We start from the raw sequence: 20,962 nt of genomic DNA on the forward strand, positions 1-20,962 counted from the left end.
GGCACTTGTCTGTCTATTAGGCTATTTATTATCTTAAAAAGTCCATCAATGTCGGCTGGATGATTCTAGCTCCAACGGCCATTGCAGCTTGGTGGACTGCTTCTTGTGCTTTAAATTCCATGATAACTTTTTCGAATTCAATATCCTCATTGTCTGACATGATTCGTTTTGCAATAACTTCTTGATTATCTATACGTTCTTCCATAAATTCAAGACGGTTTGTACGAGCTCCAATTTCCGCCCGGGCAGATAATAACTTATTTGTACTCGCATCGATATCATCAAGGAAAGAAGTAACTCCTGTTGTTTCACCATTTTCAAGGGCAGTTTGCAGTTTATCTAGCATACTGAAGATGCTGTTTTCACCTTCCCCAAAAACAGCTTCACCCTGCATGTTTACAGGTACATAAACGTCTTTTGCCAGTTCAAAACTAACATCATCGGAGTCGAAATTAGGTAAATCATTATTTAAATCTTTAAATGGTGCATTTAATGTATTCGTTCCATTAAAAATATATTTATCTCCAACCTTAGAGTTAGCAAGAGTTTTCATATGTTCTTTTAATTGTGCTACTTCTTCAGCTACAGATTGTAATTGCCCTTCATCATATGTTTCATTACTGGCCTGGGTAGTAAGCTCACGCACTCGTTCCATAATTTTCGTCGCTTCGCCAATCGCTGAATCCGTCGATTCAATCCAATTATGTGCCTCAGAGAAGTTTCGTTTAAATTGTTCGACTTCAATTACATTTGTTCTGTAATACATCCCCTTCATCGCAACCACAGGATCATCAGAAGGTCTTGAGATCTTTTTTTGTGTCTGTGCTTGTTCAAATAATTTATTTAATCTTGAATAGCTTTGATTAATATTATTCATCATATTTCTTGACATCATTCCATCAGTTACACGCATATCATTCACTCCTTATCTTCCAGCTGTTCCCATACCATTAATAATTTTATCAAGCATTTCATCTACCACTGTAATCATTCGTGCTGAAGCAGAATATGCGTGCTGATATTGAATCAGATTTGAAAACTCCTCATCCAACGACACTTCACTCACAGATCTGCGGTTATTATCAACAGAGTTAAGCAACACGCCTGTATTGTAATATAAACGGTTAGCTTGTTGACCTTCAACAGCCATTTTTCCGATAACTCCCTCGTAAAAGGATTGGAGTGTACCAGATTCAATATCCAATCCTTTTAGTTCCTTACCTGAAGGTAGAGTAATTGTTCCTTCAGTGATCACCAAATCTTTTATTTTTCCAAAATTTAAAGCATTGTCTCCATTTCCTTGATGCGTTGGCTTTAAAGAAGCTGCGATATCAGATGGGTTTTTAAGAGAAACACTGATGCTACTTGCAGCGCCTTGATAAGATCCATCATTATCTACACTGAAGAAAGCTTCACCTTTCTTACCATTTATATCAAAACCTTCTTGGTGAACAGCATTGAATACCTTAGCAAATGTAAATGCATATTTGTCAAGATCCTCAAGCATCTCAGGGTATAAACCTTTAGCAGGTGGACCATCTTCTCCATAAGCCTGGATAAGTGCAGCTATTTTCCCTTTTCCTTCTGCACTCTCACCGAAAGTAATAGAATCCGTAGAACCTTTTATACCTAATTGATCTCCATTTAGCTCCAATTCATTTCCTGTTCGATCATCTACTAACATAATTCGTTCACCACCTAGTACGATTTCTACATTCCTTCCACCTTCAGCGAATGCAAGAGAATTACCACCATAAGAAACGGTACTGGTCTCAATCGGTACAATATTTGATAATTGATCAAGCAAGCGATCTCTTTCATCGTACAAGTCATTCGGCAAATAGCCATGTGGCTCCACATCACTAATTTGCTTATTAATTGATGCAATTTGTTTTGCGAGTGAGTTGATTTCTGTCACTGATGCATCCAGTTCCTTCTTGATATCACCTCGAACAGTTGTTAAAGATGAATGCAAATATTTGAATGTTTCAGCAACAGCCATTCCGCGCTGAAGCACGACTCTTCTTACACCTTCATTATCTGCATCCTTACTCAAGTCTTGTAAAGACTGCCAAAATTGTGCCATTGCTTTGGACAAACCAGTATCACTTGGTTCATTCATAATATCTTCCATTTTACTAATCGAATTTGCGAGATCATTATAATATCCGAATTTATTGTTTTCATTACGGTATTGTTCATCAATGAATGATTCACGGATTCTTTGAATACTTCCGTCCGTTACGCCCGTTCCGAGTTGCCCCGGTATTTGTGGTCGGTTCATCGATGCAGCTGGATATGGTTCCGTCTGTACGAAGTTTACACGTTGGCGTGTATATCCTGGCGTATTTTTATTAGCAATATTGTTTCCCGTAACATATATTGCACTTTGCTGGGCATACATGCCGCGCTTAGCTGTTTCAAGTCCCATGAATGTGGATCGCATCGCTTATCCTCCTAAGCTTTTGAATCGAACATCGATCTACCAGTTTCCGGTTGATCGTTTTCATTATTTGTTTTCGAATAGTTTGGTAGCTCTGGTTCCGGTGCAAGTATATCGAGATTCATATTGACGAATTGCATCGAATATGTGAGCAATTGCTGATTTAACGCATTAGCGTTTTTCAACTCAGCTATTACTGCTATTAATCTTTCTTGTAAAAGTTTAAGCTCTACCTGCTCCGGTCCAATGAGTTCCTCGATTACGTCAGATATCGTTGCCTCATTATTATTCATTAAAATGGCTACAGCCTTCTGACGCTTTTGGTCTGCAACTTGAATCGCAGTTATATGTTTTTGTTCCTCACGTAAGAGGCCGCTCAATTTTTGCATATCATTCTTTTTAATAGCTTCTGTTTTTTCAATAGCTGCCTCTAATAAAAGATTATGTATAGTGAACAGCGTTTCCATTGATTCAACTAGTAATTGGGTCGCCATCAGATGACCCTCCTCTTTTGTAATATCGGTAACCAAAGTCATTTTTCAAGTGTAAATATTAATTAAAAGCCCTTGGATCTCACCAACAAGTCCGAGAATTTCCAGCCCTTTTTGTTCTTTTTCAAGAACAGTATTTGCCAAATCAATTAGCTTTTTATCGACTTCTTTAACGATCTTATACACTTTCGTCCGGCCACGCCAGTCAAATCCTCGTTGCTCTTCAAGCTGAAGCCCATTATTAACGGCATCATCCATAAATGATTTAACGAGTTGCTTATATTTTTTAAAGTCTTCAATAGTCTGTGATTTGGCAAGCTTCTCACCTTGCTGTTCAATGTCCTGACGGAGCTTATCCATCCGCTCAAAAACAACATTCTCTCGTTTTTTAGACATCACTTGGGAAAAATGAACAGAGTGAGCCGCTTGCTGTTCTTTCTTCTGGACACTATGTACGCCCGTACTTTCCACTTTACGCACATCCATCTTGATCACTCCTAGGTATTACGTTATCTGCGGTTTATTATCGAATGTTCATGTATTACTACCGATTACGCCATGATTACTACCGATCTTTCAAAAAAGTCCGGCACCATAGATAGGCGCCAGACACCGATCATACTAATTATTGAAGTAATTGCAAGACTCCTTGTGGTAGCTGATTTGCTTGAGCTAACATCGCTTGTCCAGCTTGGTTTAAAATATTATTTCTCGTAAAGGTAGTCATTTCGAGCGCCATATCAAGGTCTCTGATACGAGATTCCGCAGCTGTTAAGTTTTCATTCGCTGTCTGTAGATTCGTTACTGTGTGCTCTAGACGGTTTTGATAAGCGCCGAGTTTGGAACGTTGTTCAGATACAGCTTTAATAGCTGCATCATATGTAGCAATCGCTGCAGATGCCCCGCTTTCAGTTGCAAGATTAATACCACCAGATCCGCCGACTTCGATACCTAGACTTTCGGCATCCATTTTTTCAAGAACGACATCTAAAGTTTCCCCAGTATTTGCTCCCACTTGGAAAGTTAGGCTTAATCCGCCTCCTACTGCAGTACCACCATTCAACAATTTTTTCTGATTGAATTGTGTCGTTTCAGCGATTCGATCAATTTCTTCTGTTAATTGCTCAATTTCTGCCTGTACAGCTTTTCGATCATCATCTTCCATTGTCCCATTTGCTGCCTGCACGCTTAGTTCGCGCATTCTTTGCAAAATCGTATGCGTTTCATTCAATGCACCCTCCGCTGTTTGAATTAAAGAGACAGCATCCAATGAATTGCGCTCTGCCATACCTAATCCACGAATTTGTGAGCGCATTTTCTCAGATATAGCTAGTCCTGCAGCATCATCTGCTGCACGGTTAATGCGGAGGCCTGATGATAGTTTTTCTAGGCTTTTCGAAGTACTTTGCATTGTTTGTGAAAGGTTTCTATATGCGTTTAATGCTTGAATATTATGATTGATTCTCATGATTTAAGTTCCTCACTATTCTCGGTCTAGGACCATGATATTTTGCTCGTATGCATTTGTTTTCTGGTAATGTATACGCTGACTTGGTGTCTCGCCTGTGTTTATTGCTTCATTCCAAGCGCTTGCCAGCTGCTCACATATATTTAATACTTCTTGAATGATTGCTTTGTCTTTTTTTAAGTTTCCCATAACTACTTGATTCGCCATGTAATTATAGAGAGTATCAAGTTGGTCTGCGACGATGCCTGCTTCGTAATTAAGGCCAACGCCGAGGCGTTCTAATACATCATTTACTTTTTGCAGTTTTTCATTAGCTTCCAATGGTTGATTTTCATCAATATGTTGAATGGCACCTTGCAGTTGATCGATGCACACTTCATATAGAAGTGCAGTAATTTTTTGCGGTGTCATTTGGTAGATTAATTCTTTAGTTAAAAACTCCACTGGCTTCCGCCTCCGTTCATTATAAATATCGACCTCTTATTACTTTTATTAAGAGAATGAATCGATTTCCTTAATAAAGTGTATTTTTTTAGATGGAGAGATAATGGAACAGCCTTGAACCTTATACGCAACTTCAGGACTCCATTTACGCAACCACCAAATAATCTACCTACGTTCCATCTCTTCCAACAATATTAAAATCTCAGCGATAACAGAATAAAGTTGAGGTGGTACATTGTTGCCTAGGTCGATATCTAACAGATGCCCCACTAGACTAGCATCCTCTTGCATTTGTACGTCATGCTCTTTTGCGAGCTCCATAATTTTAACCGCTAGTGTACCGGTTCCTTGTGCAACAACCTGTGGTGCTCCACCTTCCGCTTCATCATAACGGATCACCGCTGCTGATGGACCGTTTTTCATGCGTCGATTTTTCTGATTATAATAATTAGGCATCATACGCTAAAATCATACCCTCTTTCTGTAAAAGTCGACTGCTTCACAGTTTCTGTCTTTTTCTCTGTTTTCACTGCTTCTGTTAGTGTTGAAAATTGCAGTGTCCCAATTTTATAGCCAATTTCCCCGAGGCGATCTTTTGCTTTTTCAGCGAGTGGCATCATTCTTTCTTTAAAACCATGCTGATCATTTTTCAGTGTCAAAGATATTGTCCGGTCAATAGCAGTGAGCATAATGCCGACATCGCCTAATTTCTTTGTTTCCAACAAGAAGTAGAGGCTGCAATTCTCCCAATCTATTTTTTGTCCACTATTATTGGACTTTAAAAACACTTTTACATTCTCGACTTGATCTTGAAGAACGATAGGTAAGGAAAATAACATCGTTTGTAAGCCTGACGTATCCGGCTTGCTCATTAATTGCTGACCAGTCAGATTTTGTAATGCTTGTTCTGCTTTTTGGCCTGTTTGGTTGGTACCCTCTATTTGTGCAAGCTTTAGCAATAAATTTTTCAATGTAGTATCTGCGTCCGCTTTCGCGCTTTCTCCGGCAACAAGTCGATGAGCAACATCCGAGTCATATGACAATCCAAGGCTACGCATATATTCAAGCGCGTGTCTAGCTGTTGGTTCCTGTCTCATCGTCTGGAGTGGTTCTTCCATCACATATGAAAGCTGTCGTGCAAGTGGTGGCTGTTCCAGTTGGAGTAATTCTTTTGATACGTAATGCTTCACGCGCACATCTGACGGCTGAAACATCAGTTTGTCCACTGTAGTTTTCACTTGTTGGACAATTTCACTCGCTTTAGCCAATTCACCTTTCGTAAGTAACTTTCTGGCTTCATGCAATTGAGAGCTTGCTTGTAATAGCTTCTTCTCTGTTCCCATATCTGTATAAAGCATGAAGTCGCTTTTTAAAATGGCATTGTCCAGTTGCTTGATAGCTAATTCCAGTGGGGGTCTTGCTTGAATTGGCGCTTGTTTTATTAAGCTTTCTGTCGTTTGCAAAGCATTGCTAATATCCCGTTGCACCGCTTTAAAATCTAAAGCTGCCTGCGAAAGCTTTTTTGATATGGTCGTTACGATCAAGTCACGTGATTCAACTGGAATCGCCGCTAATATCTCGCTATTAAAACGATATGTAGTTTCCACTTCTTCAACTTGTGCTTGCATCTGCTGAGGTTGTTGCTTTTCCAATTGAGTTAATGCAGTAGCTAGCTCTTGACGTGCTGCAAGCTCTCTTCCAGCAGATTGAAATTGCTCCGCTTTTCCAACAGCTTCTTGTAAAATAGCTTTCTGTACCTGTGACCATTCATCCTTTGCGGCACTTTCTTTTACAAATTGGATGACGTTAGCTAGATTCGGAACTGTTTTGACTTGTTTTAATGCATTCTGGACTATTGATTGTAGCGATGCTTCTTTTGTCGTGTTTACTGGAATATCTGTTGTCGGCACCTGTAAGGTAGTAGTTTCTTTCATTACAGAAGAAATTACCTTTTCCAATTGTGGATTCACTTTTAATTCCGCCGACATTTCTGAGATAAGCGCTCTTGCTACACTTTTCGGACTTTCTCCTTGCTGAAGTGCCTTTGCAAGTTGCTGAATGTTTGCTAATTTAGCTGGATCCTTGACTATCTGTTCAAGCTTCGCTAACACTTCCGCCAGTTTTCCTTGCGCAGCATCTTGTTGTCGTACAGGAACTTTCATCGCATTATCTAAGTCCTGTTCAGCAACTAACTTTTGCAATACTTGACCGAGCGCTTTCCCTTCTACTGTTTCAGGAACAATTTGCAAGGATATAAGCATTCTTGCTACAGCTTTCGGACTTTCTCCTTGCTGAAGTGCCTTTACAAGTTGCTGAATGTTTGCTAATTTAGCTGGATCCTTGACTATCTGTTCAAGCTTCGCTAATATTTCTGCCAATTTTCCTTGCGAGGAATCTTGTTGTCTTATAGGATTTTTCACTGCGTAATCTGGGTCCAATTCGGCAGCAAGCTCCTGCAACACGTGACCGAGCGGTTTACCATGCAGTGTTTCATGAACGGCTTTCATTTGTGAAGTAGTAAACTCTAACTTTTTCCCTGCCATTTGGGCAATCGTTTCTAGTTTTTGCTCGGGCGTCCCTAGTGCTTTTTCCATATATGTCTTTACATTAGTTAATGTTTCTTTCGTAATCGGAATATTATTATCTTGAAGAAGTCGGACAGCTTGTTTGACATTGTCTGGAATCCCAGCTTGTTGTTGCCTCGCGTTTAGCTGCTGAGCTTTAACCTCATTAACAGCAGCTTTTACCACTGGTGGCTCCTGCTGTACATTTGTCACCTGCATCATTACTTTTCCTGTGCTTGGAAAGGCGCCTTCCACTTTGACCTTCATTTCCTGCCCTTTTATTTGTATAACTGCTTCATTATTTGGCAGCTTTTCCTTTACTATCGCGTTGTATGTTCCGCCTTCTTTAAGTGGTAAAGGATTTTCAGTTTGTGATCGAGGCTGAAGCATCGATTCATTTTGAATCAACATATAATTCACGCTCCCCTATAAAGTGAAACTTCAATAAGTGGAGGTGCTTTCCCCGACTTATTGAAGAACTTAGGCTAAGTGCGCCACATCGTGCGGCAACGCCTAAGTAAGCAACATCCTGTTGGCCCGAACCAATCTGACTTATACGGGTATTTATACCTCACTTAAACATTCACGCTAGTAGTGGAACTTTTTAGTGAGGGGGTACTGTCCGTTAGATGTGGGATAAAGAGAGGGAACACACCCCGTCAGCCATAAAACGGCTGAAGCATACTAAGATGCTGGGGCATGTTCCCTCAATCATCAGATTCTTTTGCCCTAAGTGGAAACCAGCTTTAAATAGAACCTGTTAATTTCTAAGGTTCTGCCTAATTGCTTGCTGACAATTTGCTACTTAGTTGCTCATCCTTGAGCACTAGTCGAATCCGTTCGAATGTATTATTTTATTATTTTATTATTTTATAAAAAGGTGATTATCTTTTGTAAAATTCAGCTATGCTTTCTGCTATATCGTCTGGTTTAATTTCGTACGTCCCATTTTGCACTTGCTCTTTTAATTTGGCAATTCGTGCTTCACGCTCTTTTGTAATTGACGGAATTTGCTGCATTTCTTTAGCCTTAGCGGAAATTTCCACTTTATCCGTTTTACCTGTGGCTGGTTGTTGCTCCACTTTATTCACTTTCTGTTTGTATGGATTATATTCTACAGGTCGAAAGGGATTGATTTTCATGGTCTTTCCTCCTTTTATTCCGTCTCTTATATGCTCTGTACTATTATTATCGGATATTAATATTAAATGTTTAGCAACAATCGATAGTCCATTTATCTCATTTTTTCAATCGCTTCTCTAGGTCTTGGGAATGATAGATTGATCTGTTGAGTTGTTCCTGTCTTTCTTTTTCCATCTCGAATGTGTCAAGTTCCCGTTTCATCGTTGCCGCGCAGTTTTCGCATAATCTATCTTTTCTAATTAATGTACCACAACGGTCACAAGGATATCCGAAATTCGGAAACTGTGCTACTTGTAAACGCCCTTTTTTCACCCACTTCTGAAGTAAGGATTTATCCACTTCAGTTGCTTCCGCTACTCTCTCCATTGTTGCAGCCCTATTTTCTCTTTTTCGTAAAAATTGATATACCTTATCATAATCTACCTCTTCTTTTTTATAACAAGCATCGCAACAATCGCGAACGGCATTTTTAAGATAAACGCTACCACATCTTGAACAATTTTCTAAATCCATCTTCCGTTCCCCCACTTCTAATGCGTGTTCAAAAAGGTGCCAAATTAGAAACAAGAAGTTCGAGGCGTGAAGGTTTTGAGGATCGGACTTGCACTTGCACACGACGTGCTGACCTCTGTGTTGCTCACAGGACGTGAGCGATCTTAACAGAGGCTCCTCTTTTCCTTAACAGGGGCTCCTTTGATCTTAACAGAGGTTTCTTTTACCTTAGTAGAAGTACCTAATTGCCAACGAAGAAATTTGCCGTTTATCATTTGATGACTTTTTGAACATCCTCTTCTATTTACTATATCGGCTTCAATTTTTGATATTTAACTTCTAGCTAATGTAAAAGCTGAAACAGAATTAGCACCAGCTTGCTTTAACACTTTCGCAGCATGACGAATCGTTGAGCCAGTAGTATAAATATCATCTATAAGCAAAATACGTTTTCCTTTTATATTATCTTTTTCAGAAAATGCAAATATATTCTTTGATCGGATTCGTGCTTGTCTCGACTTTTTTGATTGTTTTTCGGAATGCTTTCTTATGAGCAAATCAATTGTCGGAAATCCTGCTTTCTGCGCAAGGCCAACAGCTTGATTAAATCCACGTTCTTGCAATCGCTCTTCACTTAATGGAATCGGCACTAGGAGGTCATACGGTATTTGATTTATATTTGCACGTATTTGTAAAGAAAATGCTTCTGCTAATTGGTAGTCACCACGGAATTTATAACGGGCAAGCAATTCTTTTAAAAATTCATTATACTCAAATGCGGACAAATTCTGTTGGAGAACGCCAGTCCAAGTGTCATTGGCTTCCCATCGAACACAGTCTGTGCACAATTCCTTATCGATAAATTCTGCTTTGAGATTTGCAAAAGACCTAGAGCACTTTTCGCAGCGCTTGCCTGTAATTAGTTCCAATCTCTCCAAACACCTATTACATAGCATTGGTTCCTCAGGCGCATAAAATAATTTTTTCCATGTTATTTCCGTGATAATCTGTGCATCACAATAGAGACAATAGCGGTTCATAATGACAACAGTCCTTTTTTCCGCGCTTCCTGATTCATACCGTCAATATGTGTGAGTGCCTTAATCATTGCTTTCGTTCTTCCATAATGAAAAAACGTTATTACTCCCGATGGAAACGCAGTACTTCTACCTACCCGACCAGATATTTGTACTAAAGCCGCTTCGGGAAATGTATTATCTTCTGCACCGATAACCGCTACATCGATATTGGGAAAGGTGACCCCACGTTCCAGGATCGTAGTCGTAAGCAAAATAGGGATCTCTTTGGCACGCATCTTTTCCACCTTTTCTTTACGATTAGGATCTTCCGCATGAACAGTTTCGATATGTTCATGGAGACGGCGAAAGAGAGGTAGTGCTTTTTCCATCAATTGAATATGCGGAAAAAATAGCAAAGCTTGTTTTTTTGCAGTGATTCGTTGCTGCACCCACTGTAAAATACATTTGGGCACTTTTTCATTTTCAAGTTGGCTACGCCAATTGCCACACCAAACAAGTACCGGTACTGGAAGTGGTTTCCCATGGAAACGAGCGGGGATTTTCATATGTGGACGTTTGCCAACTTTGCATTCAAGCTGCCAGGCGGCGCTCGGTGTAGCTGTTAAAAATATGTTAGCTGCTTGAGGTTTAGCGGCTTTTTTCACTGCCCATTGCAAGCTTTCGTCAAATGTATATGGAAAGGCGTCGACTTCATCCACGATGACGACTTCAAAAGCTTTTTCAAATCTTAGGAGTTGATGTGTCGTAGCAATGGTTAAAGGTGCAAAAACGTGGCGTTCATCGCTGCCACCATACAAAGCAGCAGTTATAATATTAGGGAACACTTTTTTCAATCTAGGCGCAAGCTCTAATACGACATCAGTCCTTGGTGTTGCAATACAAATACGATAACCGAGCTGCAATCCCTTTTCAATGCCTGCAAAAAGCAACTCAGTTTTTCCAGCTCCACAAACTGCCCAAATCAATTGCTCCGATTTTGTCTCAATTGCTTGAATAACGGCTTCTGAAGCAGGCTGTTGTCCATCTGATAATACTCCTTGCCATTGAAGTAATGGGATACCGGTGTTTTTAGGTGCCGGCCCAGTCCAACTGTATAAAGGAGTACATGTAGAAACCCTGCCCATCATGATACATGCACGGCAATAATGACAATCCTGCTTACAGCGAGCACACGGAAATAAAGCGAATAAACGATTGACGGTATTGGCACATCGTTCACATCTTAAAATTTTTTTCTGAACACTGATTCCCGGCTTTGAATGAATAAATCCTTTGGTTATATGTTCGTTAATTATTTTTATAGAAAAAGGAAGTTCCCGCTCTAGTAAAGAGCGCCCAGAAAGAAATAGCTGAATGTCATGTGAATATTCAACTGGAAGAGGTTTTACATGTGGTGTTTGCGAAGGGGATCGTAAATCGGGGTGTACATTTTGTTTCAAAATATCACCTCATTTATATTCTTTAAAAATTGGAACTGGCCTTACACAGCGCCAGTCCTAAATCTTAAGCTCTTATCGTCCATCCTAAACCCATTGCGCCTTCCCCAAGATGGGTGGCGATCACGGGGCCAAAATAGCTAATACTAAAATCAACCGTTGGATAAAGTTGTTCTAATTCTGATTTCCATTCTGCTGCTTCTTTTATTCGATTCGCATGGATGATTGTTGCTTGTAAGCGAACACCTTTTTCCACGTCTTCACCGAGCAATTCAGCAACACGTTTCATTGCTTTTTTCCGTGTGCGAATTTTTTCAAATGGAACGATTACTTTATTTTCAAAATGAAGTAGTGGTTTGATGTTCAGTAAACTACCGATGATTGCCTGTGCACTTGATAATCGACCGCCACGCTGTAAATGTGCTAAGTCATCAACCATAAAATAAGCACGCATCGCTGTTTTCAACTCATCCAGACGCGCAATAATTTCTTCCGGATCTTTTCCAGCTCTGGCCATTAATGCAGCTTCAAGCACATAAAAGCCTTGGGGCATACAACTAATCTCGGAATCATATGCATATACCTTGGCATTTCCCACCATATCTCCGGCAGAAACTGCACCTTGAAACGTGCCACTAATGCCGCTAGAAAGATGAATACTGATAATAGCATCGTAGTCCTTCATCAATTGACTGTATAACGCTTCAAATTCACCAATCGGTGGTTGCGTGGTTGTCGGTAGTTTTGTTCCAGTTCGGATTTCTTCATAGAAATCTGATGCTGAAATATCAATTTCTTCCCTATATGTTTCGGAATTTATAACGACACTTAAAGGAATCATATGTATATTTAATTCTTCCCGTATATGCTTCGGTATATATGAAGTGCTATCTGTTACAATTGCAGTCTTCATTCACTATCATCCTTACTCATTATTTAATATGTTCGACCTTATCATTCTATCTAATAAACAAAGTTTTGAAAAGGGGGACTAATAACACGGGTGTTACGAAGTTTGTCGAATGATGCGAGTGGTGGTATTAAGTAAGATAAAGAACTTTCTGAACTAATTGTGAAAATGTCCACGTTCCACAGGACAAATGTTTTTAACAAAAAGAGGGAGAGGATTTTTTCATTGTCGAAAAATGGATCAAATCTTTTTTCACCACCATTTCCCTTCAAGCTTCCTAAAGTAATGTTTCCTTCTATAAACTAATCATACATGATTTTCAATGTTCTCACAAAAAAGAGATTATTATTTTTCCTGGCTTTCACTCGTCTGACCCTCCCAATATTTTCAAGGACAAAAGAGCGGTTAACTTTATCGTGATTTACTGTTAAGTATTGAATCGCGTAATCTTAGTTTTGTCTGGAAATTTTGCAATCAAAAAAGCGTTCCAAGATGGTTTCTCTTGGGACGCTTTTAATATATTATTATCGTACTTCCACCCAGCCATTTTTAATTGCGGTAATGACTGCCTGCGTGCGATCTTTGACGTTCATTTTTTGTAAAATATTGCTGACATGGTTTTTGACTGTTTTTTCACTAATAAAAAGAGAGTCGCCAATTCCTCGATTACTTTTTCCGTCAGCTAGTAATTGTAATACTTCACATTCTCTGCTTGTTAGCAAATGAAGCGGAACATGTACTTCAGGCTGTTGATATCCGCGACCTTGATTGCTTTGGTTCGCTAGACGACGATACTCGTTCACAAGTTTATCTGTAACTTTTGGATGAATATATGAACCGCCATCTGCAACACTCTTAACCGCTTCAATCAATTCACTTGAATCCATTTCCTTTAACATATATCCCGATGCACCTGTTTTTAGAGCATGTGTTACATATGCTTCATCATCATGAATGGACAGGATCATCACTTTTATTGTTGGAAATGCATCAATTAGTTGCCGTGTTGCTTCAATTCCATTTGTTTTCTTCATATTTATATCAAGTAAAACTACATCTGGTGAAAATTCTTCTACAAGACGAAGAGCATCCTCTCCATCTTCCCCTTCCGCTACAATCGTAAAAGATTGTTCAAATTCGAGAATTCGCTTCACACCTTCTCGAAAAAGCTGGTGGTCATCTATTATTACAATCTTGGTTTTCACGAACCATTCCCCCTTAAAATCTCTATCTGCTATTTTTAGTGCATGTTCAAAAAGGTGCCAAATTAGAAACAAGAGGTTCGAGGCAGAAGGTTTTGAGGATCGGACTTGCACAGGATGTGCTGTCTTCTGTGTTGCTCATAGGGTGAGCGAACTTAACAGAAGAGCCTTCCTATACTAAGTAAGAACCTGAAAAACCGAGCAACGAAGAAATTCGCCGTTTATCATTTGGTGACCTTTTGAACATCCTTTTTGCTATTCTTTATCAAGCAACGGTATTTTTATCGTAATAACAGTACCGGAACCTGGATTAGAGTCAATAGTTATTTCTCCCTCTAAAATCACAACTCGTTCTTTCATACCTAAAAGGCCAAATGAATCATTTTTCCTATCCGTAAGATCAAAACCTATACCATTATCTTTAATAATCAAAAAAACACTATCTTCTCGTATTTCAATTTTAACTTGTATTTGTTCTGCTTGTGCATGTTTAAGTGCATTTTGGACAGCTTCCTGGATAAGTCGAAAGAGCGCCACTTCATATTTTGAAGAAAGTCTTTTATCTTTTCCAAGATGAACAAACCGAATAACAATATTCTTATTATAATCTTCGGTCGATGCTAGGTATTTTTTGAGGGTCGGGATCAATCCTAGATCATCAAGTGCCATAGGTCGTAAATCATAAATGATTCTACGTACATCATACAATGCCGATCGGATCATTTCCTTTAGGCTTCTAATTTCTAGAAGTGATTGCTCCGGTCCTTGTTCCTTATGTACTCTTTCTGCCAAATCTGATCGAATCAACACGTTGGCTAATAGTTGTGCAGGCCCATCATGGATTTCTCGAGATAAGCGCCGTCTTTCTTCTTCCTGCGCTTCAATGATCCTTAGACCAAAGTCCTGTTTCATTTTGGCATCTTCCAACACTTCGCCAATTTCTTTAATATCACTCACTAAATAATTAGCAACAATGGTAACCTGTGATACTAGTGTTTCTGCACGCACAATTGTTTCTTGCAACGCCACCAGCTGTCTTTCCAACTCATCACGTCGTAATCTCAATTGTTTTTCAGATTGTTGACTAACTAACAATCTAGCATGTAACGCATGTGCATTTTCATATACCTCACGGACCTGAGATTCTGTAAAGTTGTTAAAATTCTTACTCACTTGCGATAAACGCTTCCGTGCCAACCTCGTCTTAATTTCTAAACTATCACCCTCATCAATATGCTTATTCACTTGTTCCTTAATTACCTTTAATTCAGCAACTAATGATTGATGGTCTGCGCGGCATTGCTCACCAATTCGAAAGATCTCATCTTTACTTTGATCGACAGTTGTGATCATTGTATCCACTATATAATCTAATGTTTTTACGTCGATTTTTCTTAAAGGCATCTTTTCCTCCTAGGATACCCTATTTTTGGATTCATTTTATTTTATAATATAATGAAAAGTATATACGATATTTAATTATATCTTCAACCAATCGCATCCTTTTATACTAAATAAACTTATAAGTTATATCCGCACTAACTTTATACCCATAAACACGAATGTAAATCCTCATTTTTAAACAATTAATCTTAAAGGATGAGATTTTCACAGTATAGAGTCCATTTTGATTCTGTATAGTAATTATATCATGTATAGTAATGAGTGTTGATAAACATTGAGCTTTCGTATTGTTTTGTATATTGTTGTTCATTACCGGCAAATTGGCATACGATCGAATGGAACGTTTGTGCACTTAATTAGCTGTATGGTTTATTATATATCTAGATTTGAAAATAAAAAAGTCTAGTCTCAAAAACGAGATATGATTGAAATCAAATAGTAATAATAGATATACTATTTGATTTCATTTCAAAGGTATTTATTTTGTACCCGTTAGAAATACCTAGTGTACAATTAACATTAAAATCCCCGCTCTTTTTGAACGGGGGGGTTTCTAATTCACATTAACAATTATATTAACGCAAATTTTAACACGATCAATCTCTCCTATATCAAGATCAATCATTTTTATCCTAGCGTTCATCCTTCTTGAAGGGGTTTTAATCCGTTATAAAGTCTAAATTACTTATGCTTTGGTATTTGATCTTGTGTAAATCATTTGTCCTGTCCCTGATCCACAATAATTTATTTATTTCATCAACCCTTTCGAGCATGCCTTCTACCTCTTCAAAAAAGCCATCAAACCAGAGTTTAAATTTTAAAGGTAAATGAAATTCTAGTGCAGTGTGAATCTTCTCATCGATCTCCTCTAGCTGATATTCATCAAGTGAAAGCATACTCATTTTATAGTAGTCGTTATTCATTTCTTTTAACATGGCTACATGCTCAGGCAGCATCAAGCCTTGCCATTTTTTGTTTCCGCGATCTTTAATCATCATGCACCCTTCTTTTGTCGTAGAGGTCCGACTGAAAGGGTGTTATCCAACTTAAACGTGCGGAATTTCTTCCTGTAGTAGCAATATGCTTTAAAAGATACTTCATTAACATCGAGTACATTGATGATCCTTTGTGAAATAATTCCTTCATTATTAATATAAATCATTTCAACTTGTTATTTATTAGCTGCAGCACCATTAAGCAATCCTTCCATGTCAAAACTTCCCGAACGTTCGTTTGTATTATATATATAGCATAAGGTAACGTGTGTTTTATCACAACTGGGGAATTATTCAAATAAACAAACAAAAAAAGCCCTTCTCGAAGGGTTTAAAATGAATACAAAATATAAATATGTGTTAGGCCTACTTACTGCAAATGTGTTACTCAACTCCCCATTAATTGATCCGTTGTCCAGTTCAATAGAGAATTTTTGCTGACCTATGTTATTTATTTTTATATAAAAACTATATTTAATAAACTTTTCATCTATCTTAGTGACTAATGGATTTATTAATATATACTCATATTTCCCAGCATAGTTTTTTCCAAATTGACGTTAAGAGGATACAAATATTTCCCATTTAGTATCCGTCTTCAGCTTAATGTCAGGTACTGCTGTAATTGGGACTGAAGAGGTAACGAACAAAAAAAGCGTCCCTATTAACTATCACTTTACTCTCGGAGAATATCGACATTTGTATTGTGTTTATGCCATTTCCTTTAAGCATTGTTAATGCTTTAACTTTACTTTTAGCTTTTTCCTCGGTGCTATTATCAAATTTTAGAATCAAATCGCTATCTTCAGTTATAATAATGCGTGTCTTTGAATAAAAACTATACTGTGTTTCTGTAGTTGTCATAGCATCATTCTGAAATGTAGTATCAAAATAATTACCTAGGTTTACAAGATCAGTACCATACGCTTCCAATACTTCTATACCGTTTCTATTTTCAAAAACTGGATTTAAGAAGTCCCACTGATCCTTCCATCAGTACCAATTGTAGCAACTTTCTCACTCATGGCTCTTCTGACTTCTTCTAATTTCAATTTATGCCCCTCACTCACCACATCCGCATAAGGTCTGTCTAGTATCTCATACGTCAAACCACCAAACGCACTAAGACGCTGTTTTACTTTACTGGCTGCAGCTCATTTTGTACGTTCTCCAAGTTCTAGAGGCTGCCGCTAATCATTTAGTCCGGTCAACACGCCAGGCTATTTTTATAGAATAAAAAAACCTCCTCAGTTACGAGGAGGTTACTGCAAATATGAACTAGAAGGTTACATCTATTGTTGCTCATGCTATTTTTCTTATACCCAGGCTTTGCTTATGAGATAATAATGTGTAAAAATATCTTTGTTCAACTAACGTGGCAGGTTAGTTCAACAAGGTATTCCAATCTTTGAGATATTTTTAGGAAAAGCCCAAAAGGAATATACTCCTTTTGGGCTTTGAAGGTAGTTTATCTAATATGGTTAAATAGGCTATCAAATTTCGTCACTAATTTAGTCTTCACTTTTCACCAACTGCTAATACCCAGTCATTACATCGTATGAAACTACCAATGGGATATTCAAAATCACATTCACCAATAAGCGAGAAACCGAGCTTGCGACAAATTACATTAGAAGCGGGGTTGGTGATTTTTGGGAAAGCGTGAACAAAACTATGCTTCTTTTCAGAATTAATATTAGCAATGGCTGTGGCTGTTGCATTTGTCGCTATCCCTTTACCTTGAAATGCAGCTAAAACACTCCAACCTATCTCATAAACAGGTTCTCCTTGCCAAATCGTATCCCAATAGCCGACACTACCAACGGTTTCAAGATTTGGAAGCAAGAGAATCTTGAACATACGTCCAGTTCCCTTTTCCGAGATCTCACAATACCGTTTATGACGAGCCAGGACTTTTTCCTCTGTCTCTGGACCTCCAAAGTGTACTGTCATCTCAGGAGCATTTAGAAGATGAAGTAAATTAAGATCGCCTTCACTCCAAGGTTCAATCCTTATTTCTGGCATATTTCTTTGTTCCAAAATGTCACTCACCCCTTGTTTGTATTTCTGACTGTACTGCGGCGGAGAACAATTATCTAATAATTAAAAATAATTATAAATTATATTTTATACATACATATATTTTGGGTCAATTTATTTTTGAACTCTAGATATCCATACTTAGAAGGAATTACGTATATGGGGAACATTAGCAATTAGAATTAAATATTTAAGGCGAGTTACTTCACTAACGGGTGCGTTACTTTAAGATCCAGCTGGCTTATCGGCAGCTTTTTTTATTGAACTATAGTGGCAGGTTAGTGAAAGAGCGCAGTTTAACTTGTGTTCAACAATCGGGACATATTGTTGAACACATCATGTTAAAATTAAATCAAGAAAAGGTAAAACAAGGAAGGAGAAAGTATATGGGTCATGAGTTGAGCAAAAAAGGGGTAATTATAGGCAATATTGTAACAATCGTCGTAGGTCTATGCTTATTTGGAATCACAATTTTTTTTAATTTTATTCCTTATATTACTAGTCCGTCTATTGCTATCCTAGGCATGTTTCTTATAGTTGGTGGCATTATTGGATTATTAATAGATATTAGGACTACTGATAAACAAAAGAAACCTCCCCCGTGGTTGCCAAATTTGCTTTCTGTGTTGGGCATTTTTCTCATTATTTCTGGCACATTCTATGTTTTTTTGAATTCATCACACAATCTTCCCTCCGTTCCTTATGTAATTGCCTCAACTAGCATGGGAAGTGTATTGTTGATATTTTCTTTTGGCAATGACATTTGGAGAAAGTACAATTGGATTTGAAAAATGATTAGGATAGGGAAGCAAATTAGAGGTAACGGAAGGCAACGAATGAAACAAGAGCGTGTGTAATTATTAAGCAAACTGGTGTGATAGTTAAGCAAGGTGATCACCAAAACGATTGTCTTTTTTTGAAATATATTTTTGAATATTATGGTAACGTTGGATAGAGTTATTTAACTAATGTGGCAGGATAGTTCAATAACTTGATAAAAGGAAAACAAAAGGAATTTAGGAGAGTAGCTAATGAATATTCGTATCTTAAATGAGTCTGACGCACTGTTGTACCAAGAAATACGATTGAGTGCATTAAAAATCAACCCGGAGGCATTTGGTTCAACATATGAGAGAGAAGTGAAATTCTCACTAGAAACTGTTGTAGCGAGATTAAAACCAGCTAAAGACAAATTTGTTCTAGGTGCTTTTGATGACGGTGTTTCGTTAGTTGGAATCGTTACTTTTATGCGTGAAAGCAGTCTTAAAACCGGTCATAAAGGGAATATTTTCGGGATGTATGTAACACCAGAAGGTCGAGGGCAGGGTTTAGGGAAATCACTAATGTTCGAACTAATAAGGATGGTAAAAAATTATGATGGTTTGGAACAAATAAACTTAACTGTTGTATCTGAAAATGACTCTGCAAAGAAGCTATACAACTCCGTAGGATTCGAGGTCTATGGCGTAGAAAGAAAGGCTCTTAAATTTAATGGGCGTTATTTTGACGAGGATTTAATGGTTCTGTATATCTAATTATTGAGCTAAATGGTCCGGTTTGTGGAAGTATCTCCCTGCAACTCCCTTCTTCCCTCAAGTTAGTTCGTATTCTAATGGTAAAGAATAAAGGGTCGGGAGAAATTAGTGGAAATCCTATTCCGATGGTTTTTCAAACACCATTCAATCACAAATCAATAAAATTCAGGCTGGACCCAATAACATGAATGACTAACGGGTCCTTTTCTTCAGAAAGAAGATGTCACCTTTATTATTGAAGTATATGGCGGGATTGTTGAATATAATTTGTCGATGTATCGTATGAATTTATATTGAAAATATATTCATTCATTAAAAAATGAAAGGAATATGCTATATGAAATCCGAAGGTAATAAGTTTCTAATTGTAAAAGCCGATGAAGTTGATTTAGATGTAAGGACGCAAATGTCTGAAATTTTTGCGGAAGGCTTTACACAATGGCTTGTCTTTTTTTCTAAAGATAAAAACGTTATCGCAAAGGCTTTTGCTCATATGTTTATTTTAGATCAATTTTTTGTAGCTATAGCAAATGGAGAAATTGCTGGAGTTATTGCATGTACAGATGGAACAAAAAAATCGGTAAGATTAAATAAAAAAGAGTTGAGAAAGCACTTAGGTTTCTTCAAGGGAAGCATGGCAGGAATCTTTTTAAAAAAGGAATTTGAAGCTCCTTATGAAAACTTCCCTCCAAATACTGGATCAGTTGAGTTTGTTGGAACAGCTCCTGAATTCAGAGGACAGGGCGTAGCATCTCAAATCATCCAGCATATTTTCCAAAATACAACGTACAACAATTACGTTATTGAAGAAGTTGCTGATACGAATACTCCGGCAATGAATTTATATAAAAAAATGGGTTTTGAGGAGTATAAACGGAAGGCTGTTCCACAAAAGGTAGCGAAAAAAATTGGAATCAATAATTTTTTGGCTTTGAAATATGTGAAAAAATAAGGCCTTATTATAAAAGTAACTCCATTTTAATCAATCTTTTTTATACACAGCCTTTTAACTGGGCAGCATTCCAGTTATGAATGAAAGTAATGGTTCATTATTTCATATGGAAAATAAACTTTGTGAAAGAATGTACTTAAACTATCTGGTGCTTTAGTTTAATAAGAAGAGATCGACAATTAAAAGCTAAAGCGACCCATCCACATATGGATAGGTCGCTTATATAATTATAAGCCCGGCCAACGCCTGGCATTTTTTATGCGATAATAATGTGTAAAAATATCTTTGTTCAACTAACGCGGCAGTTTAGTTGAAGAATGATTTGCATCCGAAGTTAAAGAATAACTAATGAAATACATTTTACAAGGAGTAATTTTAAAGTGATTAATGAGGAAGAAATCGT

General features: G+C 37.8%; 20 protein-coding genes. 3 read left to right on the plus strand and 17 right to left on the minus strand.

Annotated elements, in window-relative coordinates; genetic code table 11:
• Positions 1-28: 28 nt before the first annotated feature.
• The 17 genes from flgL to MHB53_RS11570 all read right to left on the minus strand — a co-directional run bounded on the left by flgL (position 29) and on the right by MHB53_RS11570 (position 18,057).
• Positions 29-913, minus strand: a complete 885-nt coding sequence (flgL, locus tag MHB53_RS11490) for a flagellar hook-associated protein FlgL (RefSeq protein ID WP_340918314.1) — start codon at positions 911-913, stop codon at positions 29-31.
• Between the two features lie 12 nt (positions 914-925).
• Complete coding sequence (gene flgK, locus MHB53_RS11495; protein ID WP_340918317.1) at positions 926-2,446, minus strand: flagellar hook-associated protein FlgK; 1,521 nt, start codon at positions 2,444-2,446, stop codon at positions 926-928.
• 11 nt (positions 2,447-2,457) lie between these two features.
• Entirely contained in the window at positions 2,458-2,937 is a 480-nt protein-coding gene (locus MHB53_RS11500) for a flagellar protein FlgN (protein WP_340918321.1), read from the minus strand.
• A 45-nt stretch (positions 2,938-2,982) separates the two neighbouring features.
• The gene (locus MHB53_RS11505; protein ID WP_340918323.1) at positions 2,983-3,420 is read right to left on the minus strand and encodes a YaaR family protein; all 438 of its coding nucleotides are present in this window, start codon (positions 3,418-3,420) and stop codon (positions 2,983-2,985) included.
• A 139-nt stretch (positions 3,421-3,559) separates the two neighbouring features.
• Complete coding sequence (locus MHB53_RS11510; RefSeq protein WP_340918326.1) at positions 3,560-4,402, minus strand: flagellin N-terminal helical domain-containing protein; 843 nt, start codon at positions 4,400-4,402, stop codon at positions 3,560-3,562.
• Positions 4,403-4,417: 15 nt separating this feature from the next.
• Positions 4,418-4,846, minus strand: a complete 429-nt coding sequence (gene fliS / locus MHB53_RS11515) for a flagellar export chaperone FliS (RefSeq protein WP_340918328.1) — start codon at positions 4,844-4,846, stop codon at positions 4,418-4,420.
• A gap of 165 nt (positions 4,847-5,011) precedes the next feature.
• Positions 5,012-5,305, minus strand: coding sequence for an EscU/YscU/HrcU family type III secretion system export apparatus switch protein (locus MHB53_RS11520; protein ID WP_340918331.1), 294 nt, complete (start codon positions 5,303-5,305; stop codon positions 5,012-5,014).
• Positions 5,302-7,821 carry a hypothetical protein gene (locus tag MHB53_RS11525; RefSeq protein WP_340918334.1) on the minus strand — a complete coding sequence of 840 codons (2,520 nt, stop codon included), beginning with the start codon at positions 7,819-7,821 and terminating at the stop codon, positions 5,302-5,304. The genes MHB53_RS11520 and MHB53_RS11525 overlap by 4 nt, the downstream gene beginning before the upstream one ends.
• A gap of 473 nt (positions 7,822-8,294) precedes the next feature.
• Entirely contained in the window at positions 8,295-8,552 is a 258-nt protein-coding gene (gene flgM / locus MHB53_RS11530) for a flagellar biosynthesis anti-sigma factor FlgM (protein ID WP_340918337.1), read from the minus strand.
• 97 nt (positions 8,553-8,649) lie between these two features.
• Positions 8,650-9,066 (minus strand): TIGR03826 family flagellar region protein, encoded by a 417-nt coding sequence (locus MHB53_RS11535; RefSeq protein WP_340918340.1) that lies wholly within the window; start codon positions 9,064-9,066, stop codon positions 8,650-8,652.
• Positions 9,067-9,377: 311 nt separating this feature from the next.
• On the minus strand, positions 9,378-9,974 hold the full coding sequence (locus MHB53_RS11540) for a ComF family protein (protein ID WP_340918343.1): 597 nt from the start codon (positions 9,972-9,974) through the stop codon (positions 9,378-9,380).
• A 107-nt stretch (positions 9,975-10,081) separates the two neighbouring features.
• A complete protein-coding gene (locus MHB53_RS11545; RefSeq protein WP_445661429.1) occupies positions 10,082-11,524 on the minus strand; it encodes a DEAD/DEAH box helicase in 1,443 nt (480 codons plus the stop codon).
• A gap of 64 nt (positions 11,525-11,588) precedes the next feature.
• Positions 11,589-12,434 carry a DegV family protein gene (locus MHB53_RS11550; protein ID WP_340918346.1) on the minus strand — a complete coding sequence of 282 codons (846 nt, stop codon included), beginning with the start codon at positions 12,432-12,434 and terminating at the stop codon, positions 11,589-11,591.
• Between the two features lie 521 nt (positions 12,435-12,955).
• The gene (locus MHB53_RS11555) at positions 12,956-13,636 is read right to left on the minus strand and encodes a response regulator transcription factor (protein ID WP_340918349.1); all 681 of its coding nucleotides are present in this window, start codon (positions 13,634-13,636) and stop codon (positions 12,956-12,958) included.
• A 252-nt stretch (positions 13,637-13,888) separates the two neighbouring features.
• Positions 13,889-15,037, minus strand: a complete 1,149-nt coding sequence (locus MHB53_RS11560; RefSeq protein WP_340918352.1) for a sensor histidine kinase — start codon at positions 15,035-15,037, stop codon at positions 13,889-13,891.
• 659 nt (positions 15,038-15,696) lie between these two features.
• Positions 15,697-16,032 (minus strand): YolD-like family protein, encoded by a 336-nt coding sequence (locus tag MHB53_RS11565; RefSeq protein WP_340918354.1) that lies wholly within the window; start codon positions 16,030-16,032, stop codon positions 15,697-15,699.
• A 1,518-nt stretch (positions 16,033-17,550) separates the two neighbouring features.
• Positions 17,551-18,057 (minus strand): GNAT family N-acetyltransferase, encoded by a 507-nt coding sequence (locus MHB53_RS11570; RefSeq protein ID WP_445661512.1) that lies wholly within the window; start codon positions 18,055-18,057, stop codon positions 17,551-17,553.
• 296 nt (positions 18,058-18,353) lie between these two features.
• Between MHB53_RS11570 and MHB53_RS11575 the strand changes: the two genes are divergently transcribed.
• From MHB53_RS11575 to MHB53_RS11585, 3 genes are all read left to right on the plus strand, one after another.
• Positions 18,354-18,860 (plus strand): hypothetical protein, encoded by a 507-nt coding sequence (locus MHB53_RS11575; RefSeq protein ID WP_340918356.1) that lies wholly within the window; start codon positions 18,354-18,356, stop codon positions 18,858-18,860.
• Between the two features lie 243 nt (positions 18,861-19,103).
• Entirely contained in the window at positions 19,104-19,607 is a 504-nt protein-coding gene (locus tag MHB53_RS11580; RefSeq protein WP_340918358.1) for a GNAT family N-acetyltransferase, read from the plus strand.
• 406 nt (positions 19,608-20,013) lie between these two features.
• On the plus strand, positions 20,014-20,559 hold the full coding sequence (locus tag MHB53_RS11585; protein WP_340918361.1) for a GNAT family N-acetyltransferase: 546 nt from the start codon (positions 20,014-20,016) through the stop codon (positions 20,557-20,559).
• Positions 20,560-20,962 lie beyond the last annotated feature (403 nt).

The organism is Bacillus sp. FSL K6-3431 (assembly GCF_038002605.1).
Taxonomy (GTDB): domain Bacteria; phylum Bacillota; class Bacilli; order Bacillales; family Bacillaceae_C; genus Lederbergia.

What these genes read in the sequence shown, in the direction of transcription:
- flgL (WP_340918314.1), bottom strand. Translation starts at nt 913, where the DNA reads ATGCGTGTAACTGATGGAATGATGTCAAGAAATATGATGAATAATATT.
- flgK (WP_340918317.1), bottom strand. Translation starts at nt 2,446, where the DNA reads ATGCGATCCACATTCATGGGACTTGAAACAGCTAAGCGCGGCATGTAT.
- MHB53_RS11500 (WP_340918321.1), bottom strand. Translation starts at nt 2,937, where the DNA reads ATGGCGACCCAATTACTAGTTGAATCAATGGAAACGCTGTTCACTATA.
- MHB53_RS11505 (WP_340918323.1), bottom strand. Translation starts at nt 3,420, where the DNA reads ATGGATGTGCGTAAAGTGGAAAGTACGGGCGTACATAGTGTCCAGAAG.
- MHB53_RS11510 (WP_340918326.1), bottom strand. Translation starts at nt 4,402, where the DNA reads ATGAGAATCAATCATAATATTCAAGCATTAAACGCATATAGAAACCTT.
- MHB53_RS11520 (WP_340918331.1), bottom strand. Translation starts at nt 5,305, where the DNA reads ATGATGCCTAATTATTATAATCAGAAAAATCGACGCATGAAAAACGGT.
- MHB53_RS11525 (WP_340918334.1), bottom strand. Translation starts at nt 7,821, where the DNA reads ATGTTGATTCAAAATGAATCGATGCTTCAGCCTCGATCACAAACTGAA.
- flgM (WP_340918337.1), bottom strand. Translation starts at nt 8,552, where the DNA reads ATGAAAATCAATCCCTTTCGACCTGTAGAATATAATCCATACAAACAG.
- MHB53_RS11535 (WP_340918340.1), bottom strand. Translation starts at nt 9,066, where the DNA reads ATGGATTTAGAAAATTGTTCAAGATGTGGTAGCGTTTATCTTAAAAAT.
- MHB53_RS11550 (WP_340918346.1), bottom strand. Translation starts at nt 12,434, where the DNA reads ATGAAGACTGCAATTGTAACAGATAGCACTTCATATATACCGAAGCAT.
- MHB53_RS11560 (WP_340918352.1), bottom strand. Translation starts at nt 15,037, where the DNA reads ATGCCTTTAAGAAAAATCGACGTAAAAACATTAGATTATATAGTGGAT.
- MHB53_RS11565 (WP_340918354.1), bottom strand. Translation starts at nt 16,032, where the DNA reads ATGATTAAAGATCGCGGAAACAAAAAATGGCAAGGCTTGATGCTGCCT.
- MHB53_RS11570 (WP_445661512.1), bottom strand. Translation starts at nt 18,057, where the DNA reads ATGCCAGAAATAAGGATTGAACCTTGGAGTGAAGGCGATCTTAATTTA.
- MHB53_RS11580 (WP_340918358.1), top strand. Translation starts at nt 19,104, where the DNA reads ATGAATATTCGTATCTTAAATGAGTCTGACGCACTGTTGTACCAAGAA.
- MHB53_RS11585 (WP_340918361.1), top strand. Translation starts at nt 20,014, where the DNA reads ATGTCTGAAATTTTTGCGGAAGGCTTTACACAATGGCTTGTCTTTTTT.